2 protein-coding genes are annotated in these 13,424 nt (G+C 72.6%); both read left to right on the forward strand.

Features of this window, described 5'->3' with window-relative positions:
• A partial coding sequence (locus tag Ade02nite_RS48505) for a type I polyketide synthase (RefSeq protein WP_203778236.1) occupies positions 1-3,584 on the forward strand: 3,584 nt, incomplete at its 5' end.
• A 20-nt stretch (positions 3,585-3,604) separates the two neighbouring features.
• Positions 3,605-13,424 (forward strand): SDR family NAD(P)-dependent oxidoreductase (locus Ade02nite_RS48510; protein ID WP_438871032.1); only part of this gene is annotated, 9,820 nt, incomplete at its 3' end.

Here is a 13,424-nt window from a genome sequence, read left to right on the forward strand (position 1 = left end):
GTCAGGCGCTGGCCTCGGCGGGCCTGGCGGCCGCCGATGTGGATGTGGTGGAGGCGCACGGGACGGGCACCCGGTTGGGCGATCCGATCGAGGCGCAGGCCGTCCTCGCGACCTATGGGCAGGATCGGGAGCGGCCGCTGCTGCTGGGCTCGATCAAGTCGAACATCGGCCACACGCAGGCGGCGGCGGGAATCGCCGGCCTGATGAAGATGGTCCTGGCGATGCGGCACGGTGTGGTACCGCGGTCGCTGCACATCGACGCGCCGAGCCCGCACGTGGACTGGTCGGCCGGTGCGGTGGAACCGGCCGCCGCGACGACCGACTGGCCGCGGACCGGCCGGCCGCGGCGCGCGGGGGTGTCGTCGTTCGGGGTGAGCGGCACGAACGCGCACGTCATCGTGGAGCAGGCCACCGAGCCCGAGCCCGAGCCGACCGCCGAGCCCGGCGGACCGACGGTGTGGGCCGTGTCGGCGCGTTCGGCGGACGCGCTGCGGGCGCAGGCCGACCGGCTGGCCGCCTATGTCGCGGAGCGGCCCGAGGTGTCACCCCACCACGTCGCGGCGGGGCTGGCGCGGCGGGCGTTGTTGCCGTATCGGGCGGTGGGGGTGGGCGAGACGGCCGGCGAGTTGTTGCGTGGCTTGGACGAGCCGGTGGCCGCGGGTTCGGGTGTGGGTGTGGCGTGGGTGTTTTCGGGTCAGGGTTCGCAGCGGCAGGGCATGGGTTTCGGGCTGGCGGCGCGTTTTCCGGTGTTTGCTGAGGAGTTCGCGCGGGTGTGCGGGCTGTTGGATGAGTTGTTGCCGCGGCCGTTGCGTGAGGTGATCGCCGAGGGCGGTCCGTTGTTGGACCGAACGTTGTATGCGCAGCCAGGTTTGTTTGCGGTGCAGGTGGCGCAGGCGGCGTTGTTGCGCTCGTTCGGGGTGCGCCCCCAAACGGTGGTCGGGCATTCGGTTGGTGAGTATGCGGCGGCGGTGGTTGCCGGGGTGTTGGACCTGTCGGATGCGTGTCGGTTGGTGGCGGCCCGGGCGCGGTTGATGGATGCGTTGCCGGCTGGTGGGGCGATGTTGGCCGTGCAGGCGGACGAGTCGGTCGCTTCGGGTTTGGATGTGGCGGCGGTCAACGGCCCGGACCAGGTCGTGTTGTCCGGTGCCGAAGCGGCGGTCGATGCGGTCGCGCAGGAGTTGACGGGCCGGGGTGTGCGGGTGCGTCGGTTGCGGGTGTCGCATGCCTTTCATTCGATGTTGATGGAGCCGATGTTGGCCGAGTTCGCTGAGGTGGCGGGGTCGGTGGAGTTTCGCGCTCCTCAGGTGCCGTTGGTGTCCAGCGTTGAGGTCGGCGCGGATGTGACGGTGCCGGGCTATTGGGTGCGGCAGGTTCGCCGGACGGTGCGGTTTGCTGAGGCGATGGGTGTGGTGGATGCCGGGTTGTGTGTGGAGGTGGGTCCGGATGCGACGTTGACGGCGATGTTGGCGGATCGCCGGGTGGTGCCGGCGTCACGCCGTGACGCCGATGAGGCGGTCACGTGCTTGCGCGCGTTGGGTGCTCTGCACACCGCCGGAGTAAGGGTGGACTGGACGCCCGTGCTGCCGGATGTTGCCGGGCCTGCCGACCTGCCGACGTACGCCTTCCAGCACCGGCGCTACTGGCTCGACGCCGCCGACGCCCCGGAGGCGCACACCCACGCCGACGACCTGCTCTACGCCGAGAGCTGGCAGCCCGCCCCGATCCCGCCGGCCGATCTCACCGGCGCGAGCTGGCTGCTGCTCACCCCGGACGACAGCGCCGGCACCGGATGGGCGGAGGCCATCCGCGACGGCGTCGAGGCCGCCGGTGGCCGGTGCGCGGTCCTGGAGGCGGGCGGCCTCGACCGTGCCGCCCTGGCCGGTGTCCTGCACGGCCACGAGGCCGACCGTGTGATCTCCCTGCTGGGCTTCGACGACACGCCCACTCCCGGCGCGTCCGCGGTGCCGGCCGGGCTCGCCGCCACCCTCCACCTGCTCCAGGCGCTCGACGACGCCGGCCTCGACGCGCCCCTGTGGTGCCTGACCCGCGACGCCGTCGCCGCCGGACCGGTCCAGACCCCGGCGCAGGCGGCGATCTGGGGCCTCGGCCGCACCGCGGCCCTGGAGCATCCGCAGCTCTGGGGCGGCCTGGTCGACGTGTCCGGGGAGCCGGGCGCCGAGGCGGTCGAGCGCGTCCTCGCCACCGTGGCCTTCGCGGTCGAGGACCAGGTCGCGGTGCGGCCGGGCGGCGCGCTCGTGCGGCGGCTGACCGGGGCGGCCGCCGGACCGGCGTGGAAGGCCGAGACCTGGCGGCCGGAGGGCGACGTCTGGGTCACCGGCGGAACCGGCGGCGTCGGCGCGCACCTTGCCCGCTGGCTGTCCGGCCGGGGCGCCAAGCGGCTGGTCCTGCTGAGCCGGCGCGGACCCACGGCTCCCGGCGCCGGCGACCTCGTCGCCGAGCTGGAGGCGCGGGGCACGGCGGCGACGGTGGTGGCATGCGACGCGGCCGACCGGGCGCAGCTCGCCGCCCTGCTCGACCGGCTGGGGCCGCCCTCGGCGGTGTTCCACGCGGCCGGCGTGCTCGACGACGGGGTCCTCGCCTCGCTCACCACCGCCCGGCTGGAGACGGTGCTCGCGGCGAAGGCCAGCGCGGCCCGCAACCTCGACGAGCTGACCCGCGACCTGAAGCTGGACGCGTTCGTCCTGTTCTCCTCGGTCGCGGGCGCCGTCGGCGCGGCCGGGCAGGGCAACTACGCCGCCGCCAACGCCGTCCTGGACGCGCTGGCGGCGGCCCGGCACGCGGACGGCCACCCTGGGCTCGCCGTCTCCTGGGGCGCCTGGGAGGCCACGGGCATGGCCGGCGACACCGGCGGACTGGACGCGGCCGGCGTACGGCCGATGGCGCCGGAAGCGGCGCTCGAAGCCCTCGGCAGAGTGCTCGACCGCGGCGACGTCACGGCCGTCGTCGCCGGCATCGACTGGCCTGCATTCGCCGCGCGGTTCACCGCGAGCCGGCCCAGCCCGCTGCTGAACGAGCTGACCGGCGGCGACAGCGTGCCCACCGGCGGCGCGGCCGAGGTGCCGGTCACGCAGCAGTGGGCCGCGCTCGATGCCGCCGCGCAGCAGCAGGCACTGCTCGACCTGGTGCGGACGCACGCGGCCGCGGTCCTCGGCCACTCCGGGCCGGACCGGATCGACCCGGACCGGCCCTTCCAGGAGCTCGGCTTCACCTCGCTGAGCGCGGTGGAGCTGCGCAACCGGCTCGGCTCGGCGCTCGGCAGGCAGCTGCCGGCCACGCTCGTCTTCGACTATCCCAGCTCGGCCGCGCTCGCCGCCGAGCTGCGCCGGTCGACGTTCGGCGAGCCGCAGGCCGCGTCGGTGACCGGCGAGCTCGACCGGCTGGAGCGGCTTCTCGGCACCGCCGTCCTCGACGCCGCCACCCGGGCCGCGGCGGGCGCCCGGCTGCGCGCGCTGCTCGACCGGCTGACGAGCGGCGACCACGAAACCGGCTCCCGGCTGCCCGAGGACACGTCCGACGACGACCAGATCTTCGACTTCATCCAGAACCAGCTGGGCATTTCCTGACCCGCGAGGAGCGACCGCAGATCATGAACGGCGAGGAGAAACTCCGCTACTTCCTCAAGCGCGTGACGAACGAGCTCCAGGAGACACGCGACCGGCTCAGCGAAGTCGAGGAGGCGGGCCGGGAGCCGATCGCCATCGTGGGCATGGCGTGCCGCTTCCCCGGCGGTGTCGGCTCGCCGGAGGACCTGTGGACGCTCCTCGACGCCGGGCGGTCGGCCCTCACCGACTTCCCGGCCGACCGCGGCTGGGACGTGGAGGCCCTCTACGACCCGGAGCCCGGCCTGCCCGGGCACACCTACACCCGTACGGGCGGGTTCCTGGACGACGTGGCCGGCTTCGACGCCGCGTTCTTCGGGATCTCGCCGCGTGAGGCGCTCGCCATGGATCCGCAGCAGCGGTTGCTGCTCGAGACCTCGTGGGAGGCGATCGAACGGGCCGGCCTCGACCCGCGGGCACTCCGCGGCAGCCGGACCGGTGTCTTCGCCGGGCTGACCTATCACGACTACGCGACCGGGCTCGCCGAGGTGCCGGACGAGCTCCAGGGGTTCCTGGGCAACGGCAACGCGGGCAGCGTGGCGTCGGGCCGGGTGGCGTACACGTTCGGCTTTGAGGGTCCCGCGGTCACCGTGGACACGGCGTGTTCATCGTCGCTGGTGGCGTTGCATCTGGCCGCCCAGGCGCTGCGGTCGGGTGAGTGTGATCTGGCGCTGGCCGGTGGTGTGACGGTGATGGCCACCCCGGGCGTGTTCGTCGAGTTCTCCCGGCAGCGAGGGCTGGCCGCTGACGGCCGGTGTAAGTCGTTCGCCGCGGCCGCGGATGGGACCGGGTGGTCCGAGGGTGTCGGTGTGCTGCTGGTGGAGCGGCTGTCGGATGCCCGGCGTAACGGTCATCGGATTCTGGCGGTGGTGCGTGGTTCGGCGGTGAATCAGGATGGTGCGTCGAACGGTTTGACGGCGCCGAACGGGCCGTCGCAGCAGCGGGTGATCAGGCAGGCGCTGGCCTCGGCCCGGTTGTCGACGGCCGACGTGGACGTGGTGGAGGCGCACGGGACGGGGACCCGGCTGGGCGACCCGATCGAGGCGCAGGCCGTTCTCGCGACCTACGGCCAAGACCGGGAACGGCCGCTGCTGCTGGGCTCGATCAAGTCGAACATCGGCCACACGCAGGCCGCCGCCGGTGTCGCGGGTGTGATCAAGATGGTGTTGGCGATGCGGCATGGTGTGGTGCCGCGGTCGTTGCACATCGATGAGCCGACGCCGCAGGTGGACTGGTCGGCCGGTGCCGTCGAGCTGGCCGCCGAAACCAGTGGGTGGCCGGAGACGGGGCGGCCCCGGCGAGCCGGCGTGTCGTCGTTCGGGGTGAGCGGCACGAACGCCCACGTCATCGTGGAGCAGGCGCCGGCGACGGAGCCCGAGCCGGTCGCCGAGCCCGGCGGCCCCACGGTGTGGATGATCTCGGGCCGGTCGGCGGCCGCGGCGCGGGCTCAGGCGCGGCGGTTGGCGGAATTCGTGCGGTCGCGGCCCGAACTGCCGGTGTCGGAGGTCGCGGCGGGATTGGCACGGCGGGCGTTGTTGCCGTATCGGGCGGTGGGGGTGGGCGAGACCGCCGGCGAGTTGTTGCGTGGCTTGGACGAGCCGGTGGCCGCGGGCTCGGGCGTTGGCGTGGCGTGGGTGTTCTCCGGTCAGGGTTCGCAGCGGCAGGGCATGGGTTTCGGGCTGGCGCACCGATTCCCGGTGTTTGCTGAGGAGTTCGCGCGGGTGTGCGGGCTGTTGGATGAGTTTCTGCCGCGGCCGTTGCGTGAGGTGATCGCCGAGGGCGGTCCGTTGTTGGACCGAACCTTGTATGCGCAGACCGGGTTGTTCGCGGTGCAGGTGGCGCAGGCGGCGTTGTTGCGCTCGTTCGGGCTGCGCCCGCAGGCGGTGGTGGGGCATTCGGTTGGTGAGTATGCGGCGGCGGTGGTTGCCGGGGTGTTGGAGTTGTCGGATGCGTGTCGGTTGGTGGCGGCGCGGGCGCGGTTGATGGATGCGTTGCCGGCCGGTGGGGCAATGCTGGCCGTGCAGGCCGATGAGTCTGTCGCCTCCGGTTTGGACGTGGCCGCGGTCAACGGCCCGAACCAGATCGTGTTGTCCGGTGCCGAGCCGGCCGTCGATGCGGTCGCGCAGGAGCTGACCGGTCGGGGTGTGCGGGTGCGCCGGTTGCGGGTGTCGCATGCCTTCCATTCGGTGTTGATGGAGCCGATGCTTGCCGAGTTCGCCGTAGTGGCGGAGTCGGTGGAGTTTCGCGCTCCTCAGGTGCCGCTGGTGTCCAGCGTCGAGGTCGGCGCCGACGTGACCGTGACCGACTATTGGGTGCGGCAGGTTCGGCAGACGGTGCGGTTTGCCGAGGCGATGGGTGTGGTGGATGCCGGGTTGTGTGTGGAGGTGGGTCCGGATGCGACGTTGACGGCGATGTTGGCGGATCGTCGGGTGGTGCCGGTGTCGCGCCGTGACGGCGATGAGGCGGTCACCTGCTTGCGCGCGTTGGGTGCTCTGCACACCGCCGGGGTGCCGGTGGACTGGACGCCCGCGCTGCCGGACGTTGCCGGGCCTGCCGACCTGCCGACGTACGCCTTCCAGCATCGCCGCTACTGGCTCGACGCGGGCGGGTGGCGTGGGTCCGCGGTGCGGCTCGCCGAGGGCGGCGTGGTGGTGTCCACCCGCGTGTCGACGGCCCGGCAACCGTGGCTGGCCGACCACGTCGTCAACGGCTCGGTCCTGGTGCCCGGGACCGGGTTCGTCGACTGGGCGATCCGCGCCGGTGACCTGGTCGGCGCGCCGGTGGTGCGGGAGCTGACCGTGCAGGCCCCGCTCGTGCTGGACGGCGCTGCCGAGGTGCAGACGACCGTCGACGCCGAGCGGCAGGTCGCCATCTACTCACGCACCGCCGACGACGAGCCGTGGACCTGCCACGCCACCGGCCGGCTCGCGGAGACCGCCGAAGGCCACACCCCGCCGGCCGCCGCGGCGTGGCCGCCGGCCGGCGCGGAGCCGCTGCCGGTGGACGACTTCTACGCCGGCCTGGCCGCTGTGGGCATGCAGTACGGCCCGGTGTTCCAGGGCGTGCGGGCCGCCTGGCGCGACGGTGCCGAGCTCCTCGCCGAGGTGGCCCTGGACGATGCCGGTCGTGCGCAGGCGGACCGCTTCGCGGTGCACCCCGCGCTGCTCGACGCCGCACTGCACGTGGCCGCGCTGGCCATGCCCGGCGGGCCGTCGCTGCCGTTCGACTGGCAGGACGTCGCCGTGCACGCCACGGGCGCGACCGAGGTCAGGGTGCGGATGCGCGTTGACGGCACCACCCTGTCGCTGACGCTGACCGACGGGGACGGGGCGCTCGTGGCGACGGTGGGGTCACTGGCCCTGCGGGAGCTGCCCGAGCGGCTCGCCACGGCCCCGGTGCGCGATCTTTACTCCGTCGATTGGGTCGAGGCCGGCCACGTCGGTGAGGCGATGGCCGATCTGCCGGTGTGGGACTGCACCGGTGTCGCCCTGTCCGACGTCCTGGCCGGGGTGCGGCAGCGGTTGGCCGCCGACGAGCAGCGTTGGCTGGTCCTGATCCCCGAGAGCCAGAACCATCCGGAGCATGCGGCGGTGTGGGGTCTGCTGGCCTCGGCGCAGACCGAGCACCCGGATCGTCTGGTGTTGGTGGACGCGGCCGATCCGGCGGTGGCGCGGGCGGCGGTGGCGGTGTGTGGTGAGCCGCAGCTGCGTGTGGACGATGACGGCCGCATCGGGGTGCCGCGTCTGGTGCGGGCCGTGCCGGGTGAGGGTGAGGTTGATTTCGGTGCCGGGCCGGTGTTGATCACGGGTGGTACCGGCACGCTCGGCGGTCTGTTGGCCCGTCATTTGGTTGACGTGTATGGCGTGACGGATCTGGTGCTGGTGTCCCGGCGTGGCCCGCAGGCGCCGGGAGTGGACAGGTTGCCGCAGGCGCGAGTTGTGGCCTGTGACGTCTCTGATCGGGAGGCGTTGCAGGCGCTGCTGGAGGAGTATCGGCCGACGGCGGTGATTCACGCCGCGGGAGTGCTGGACGACGCGACGGTGGCGAATCTGACCGAGGCTCAGCTCGACGCGGTGTTCAAGGCGAAAGCCGTTGCCGCGCAACATCTGCACGACTTGACCGAGGATCTGAGCGCGTTCGTGTTGTTCTCCTCGGCGTCCGGGGTGTTCGGCTCGGCCGGGCAGGCGAACTACGCGGCCGCCAACGCCTATCTGGACGCGCTGGCCCGTCGCCGGCGGGCGGAAGGGCTGCCGGCTCAGTCGATCGCCTGGGGCCTGTGGGAGTCCGCGAGCACGCTGGCCCAATCGGCGGACCGCGATCGCCTGGCCCGCTCGGGCGTGCTGCCGATCGACGACGAGAGGGGCCTGCGGCTCTTCGACGCGGCGCTGCGGGCCGAAGCTCCCGTGACGGTGCCGGTGCGGCTGCGCCTGGACGGCTCGACCGACGTGCCACCGCTGCTCTCCCGCCTGGCGCCGGCCCCGCGGCGTACCGCGGCGGCGGCCGGCGATCGGGACCGGTCGTGGGCCGAACGGTACGCCGGATGGGATCCGGAGCGGCGACGCGCCGAGCTCGTCCGCCAGGTCTGCGCGATGGTGGCCGACGTGCTCGGCTTCGGCGGCGGTGACCAGGTCGACGCCGGGCAGGCGTTCCGGGACATGGGCTTCGACTCGCTGACCGCCGTGGACCTGCGCAACCGCCTGGCCACGTGGACCGGCGTGCGGCTACCGGCGACCGTGGTCTTCGACTATCCGTCGCCTGCCGTGCTGGCGGGTCGTCTGGACGAGGTGGTGTTCGGGGGCCGGGAGCCGGTGGTGTCGGGGCCGGTGGTTTCGGTGGTGGATGGCGATCCGGTGGTGATTGTGGGGATGGCGTGCCGTTTTCCGGGTGGTGTGTCGTCGCCTGAGGATCTGTGGGATTTGGTGGTGGGAGAACGGGACGCGGTTGGTGGTTTCCCGGTGGATCGGGGTTGGGATGTGGGTCGGTTGTTCGATCCGGATCCGGATCGGGTGGGGACCAGTTATGCCCGTGAGGGCGGGTTCCTGTATGACGCGGCGGATTTTGATGCTGGGTTTTTCGGGGTGTCGCCGCGTGAGGCGTTGGCGATGGATCCGCAGCAGCGGTTGTTGTTGGAGGCGTCGTGGGAGGTGGTGGAGCGGGCGGGTATCGATCCGTTGTCGCTGCGCGGCAGCCGCACCGGCGTCTTCACCGGCCTGATGTATCACGACTACCTCGGCCGCATGACCCAGATCCCGCCGGAGCTCGAAGGGCACATGGGCAACGGCAACGCGGGCAGCATCGCCTCCGGCCGGATCGCCTACACCTTCGGCCTCGAAGGTCCGGCGGTCACCGTGGACACCGCCTGCTCGTCGTCGCTGGTCGCCCTCCACCTCGCAGCCCAGTCCCTCCGGTCGGGCGAATGCGACCTCGCGCTGGCCGGGGGCGTCGCCGTGATGGCCACCCCGGGCGTGTTCGTCGAGTTCTCCCGGCAGCGCGGACTGGCCGCGGACGGCCGGTGCAAGTCGTTCGCGGCGGGCGCGGACGGGACAGGATGGTCCGAGGGCGCCGGCGTGCTGCTGGTGGAGCGGTTGTCGGATGCCCGGCGTAACGGTCATCGGGTGCTGGCGGTCGTCCGCGGCTCGGCGGTCAACCAGGACGGTGCGTCGAACGGGCTGACCGCGCCGAACGGGCCGTCGCAGCAGCGGGTGATCCGTCAGGCGCTGGCCTCGGCGGGCTTGTCGACGGCCGACGTGGACGTGGTGGAGGCGCACGGGACGGGGACCCGGTTGGGTGATCCGATCGAGGCGCAGGCCGTCCTGGCCACCTACGGGCAGGACCGGGAACGGCCGCTGCTGCTGGGCTCGATCAAGTCGAACATCGGCCACACCCAAGCCGCCGCCGGGGTCGCCGGTGTGATCAAGATGGTCCTGGCCATGCGGCACGGAGTCGTGCCCCGGTCGTTGCACATCGATGAGCCGACGCCGCAAGTGGACTGGACGGCCGGCGCGGTGGAGCTCGCGACCAAGGCCAGCGAGTGGCCGGAGACGAACCGCCCGCGGCGAGCCGGGGTGTCGTCGTTCGGGGTCAGCGGCACCAACGCGCACATCATCGTGGAGCAGGCAGCCGAAGAACCCGAAACGGCCGCCACGCCAGACGGCCCCGCAGTGTGGCTGCTGTCGGCGCGTTCACCGGCCGCGCTCCAGGCGCAGATCGAACGGCTGGCGACGTTTGTCGAGCGACGGCCGGAGATCTCACCGCACGCGGTGGCGGCTGGTCTCGCCAGGCGGGCGTTGTTGCCGTATCGGGCGGTCGCGGTCGGTGGCTCACTCGACGATTTGCAGGTGCCTGCGGTGCCCGCGTCTGCGGGTGGTGTGGTGTGGGTGTTCGCAGGTCAGGGCTGGCAGTGGGAGGGCATGGCCGACCGGTTGCTGGCGGAGTCGCCGGTGTTCGCGGAGGCGATGGCCGAGTGTGATCAGGCGTTGCGGCGGTGGACGGGTCGTTCCGTGCTGGAGTCGTCGGACGGTGACGTGCGGAGCGTGCAGCCGTTGATGTGGGCGGTCATGGTCTCCCTCGCCCGGGTCTGGCAGTCCTTCGGTGTGCGCCCGGCGGCGGTGATCGGTCATTCCCAGGGCGAGGTGGCCGCCGCTGTGGTCGCGGGTGCGCTGTCGCTGGAGGACGGTGCCCGGGTGGTGGCGGTCCGTGCTGGGGTGATCGCGGAGACGTTGTCCGGTCGGGGCGGGATGTTGTCGGTGGCGTTGCCCGCCGACGAGGTCCGGCAGTTGGTGGCCGGCGTCCCGGGCGTTGGGGTGGCTGCGGTCAACGGTCCGAGTTTGTGCGTGGTGTCCGGGGACCGGCGCGCGTTGGAGTCGGTGGATTGGGGCCCGGCACGCACCCGCTGGGTCGACGTCGACTATGCGTCGCACTCCGAGCAGGTCGAGGCCGTCGAGGCGGTGCTGAAGCATCGGCTGGGCGCGGTGGAGTTCCAGGCGGCCGACATCCCTTGGTATTCGACGGTGACCGGTCAGCTGGTTGATGCCACGGGCCTTGACGCAGCCTATTGGTACACGAACTTGCGGGCCGAGGTTCGGTTCGAGGCGGCGGTGCGCTCGGTCGCGGCCGAGGGACTGCGCCGGTTTGTTGAGGTGTCGGCTCACCCGGTGTTGCTGCCGGGGATCGTCGAAACGGTCGACGACTGCACGGTGACCGGCACGCTCAAGCGCGACAGCGGCGGCCTGGCAGACATCCTGCGGGCTGCGGCGGTCTTGCACACGGCTGGTGTGGCGGTCGACTGGACGCCGGTGTTGCCCGCGGTTGCTCCTGCCGATCTGCCGACGTATGCCTTCCAGCGGCAACGATTTTGGCTCGACCCCACCGGCGCCCGTTCGGTGGTGCGGCTGGCGGACGGCGGGGTGGTGGTCACCGCCAAGGTCTCCACGGCGCGGGAGCCGTGGCTGGCCGATCACGCGGTCAACGGGACGGTGCTGGTGCCGGGGACGCAGTTTGTGGATTGGGCGATCGGAGCCGGTGATCTGGTCGGGGCGCCGGTGCTGCGCGAGTTGACGGTGCAGGCGCCGCTGGTGCTGGACGGGATCGTCGAGGTGCAGACGACCGTCAACGCCGAGCGGCAGGTGAGCGTCTACGCACGCACCGGCGAGGACGACCCCTGGACCTGCCACGCCGTGGGTGTCCTGGATCGGGAAGGCCCGGTGGCGCCGGCCGTCGAGTGGCTGCCGGCGGACGCGGTGCCGCTCCCAACGGAGGACCTTTACGACCGGCTTGCCGCCCGTGGCTACGAGTACGGCCCGGTGTTCCAGGGCGTGCGGGCGGCGTGGCAGGCCGGCGACGACCTCTTCGCCGAGGTCGAGTTGCCGCCGTCGGAGCACGGCCGGGCCGCCGCCTTCGCGATCCACCCGGCGCTGCTCGACGCGGCCACGCACGTGGCCGGCGCGCGTGCCGTTCCGGACGAGGGCGCGCCGGTGTTGCTGCCGTTCGCGTGGCAGGACGTCGCCGTGCACGCCACGGGCGCGGCCGGCGTGCGGGTGCGGATCCACACCCAGGGACACCAGTTGTCGTTGACCCTGATCGACGGGGACGGGGCGCTCGTGGCGACGGTGGGGTCACTGGCCCTGCGGGAGCTGCCCGAGCGGCTCTCGACGACCTCGGTGCGCGATCTCTACGCCGTCGACTGGGTCGAGGCCGGTCACGTCGGTGAGACGGTGGCCGATCTGCCGGTGTGGGATTGCAGCGGTGTCGCGCTGTCGGAGGCGCTGGCCGGGGTGCGGCAGAGGTTGGCCGCCGACGAGCGGCGCTGGTTGGTCCTGATCCCGGACAGCCAGAACCGTCCGGAGCATGCGGCGGTGTGGGGCCTGTTGGCGTCGGCGCAAACGGAGCACCCGGATCGTCTGGTGCTGGTCGACGCAATCGACCCGGCACTGGCCCGGGCGGCGGTGGCCGTCTGCGATGAGCCGCAGCTGCGTGTGGACGATGACGGCCGCATCGGGGTGCCGCGTCTGGTGCGGGCCGCCCCGGGTGAGGGCGAGGTCGACTGGGGTGCCGGCCCGGTGTTGATCACGGGTGGTACCGGCACGCTCGGCGGGTTGCTGGCCCGGCATCTCGTGGACGTGTATGGCGTGACGGACCTGGTGCTGGTCTCCCGGCGCGGTCCGCAGGCGCCGGGCGCCGATCGGTTGCCGCAGGCGCGGGTTGTGGCCTGCGATGTCTCTGACCGGGAGGCGTTGCGGGCGCTGCTGGAGGAGTATCGGCCGACCGCGGTGATTCACGCCGCGGGGGTGTTGGACGACGCGACGGTGGCGAATCTGACCGAGGCTCAGCTCGACGCGGTGTTCAAGGCCAAAGCCGTTACCGCGCAGCACTTGCACGAGCTGACCGAGGATCTGAGCGCGTTCGTGTTGTTCTCCTCGGCGTCCGGGGTGTTCGGCTCAGCCGGCCAGGCCAACTACGCGGCCGCCAACGCCTATCTGGACGCGCTGGCCCGTCGCCGGCGGGCGGAAGGGCTGCCGGCGCAATCGCTCGCCTGGGGATTCTGGGACAGCGAAAGCGCGATGACCGGATCCGCGGACCGCGAGCGCCTGGAACGGTCCCGAGTGCTGCCCATCGGCAACGAGCTCGGACTGCGGCTGTTCGACGCCGCGCTGCGGGCCGATGCGCCCGTGCTGGTGCCGGCGCGGCTGCGGCTGACCGGCACCGCGGTGGTGCCGCCGCTGCTGTCGCGGCTGGTCACGGCCACTCGGCACCCGGCGGCCGCGGCCACGCGCGACACGGCGTGGGCGCAGGACCTCACCGGCCTCGATGTGGACCGTCGCCGAGCGGAGGTCCTGCGGCTGGTGTGCGGGCAGGCGGCCGCGGTGCTCGGCCTCCCCGGCGAGGACCGGATCGAGCCCGCCTCGGCCTTCCGGGAGATGGGATTCGACTCGCTGACCGCCGTGGACCTGCGCAATCGCCTGGCGGCGCGGTTGGACGTGCGGCTGCCGGCGACACTGGTCTTCGACTACCCGTCACCCGTGGCCCTGGCAGGCCACCTGGACGAGCTGATGTTCGGGTCGTCGCGAACCGTGGCCGCGCCGGTGACGGCCACCGCGGCCCAGGACGACCCGATCGTGGTCGTCGAGATGGCCTGCCGGTTCCCCGGTGGGGTGTCCTCGCCCGAGGACCTGTGGCAGCTGCTCACCGACGGCGCCGACGCGATCGGCGGCCTGCCCACGGACCGGGGCTGGGACCTGGCGTCGCTCTACGACCCGGCCGGGGACAAGCCGGGAACCGCCTACACCCGGCACGGCGGCTTCCTCG

It is taken from the genome of Paractinoplanes deccanensis (genome assembly GCF_016862115.1).
GTDB lineage: Bacteria > Actinomycetota > Actinomycetes > Mycobacteriales > Micromonosporaceae > Actinoplanes > Actinoplanes deccanensis.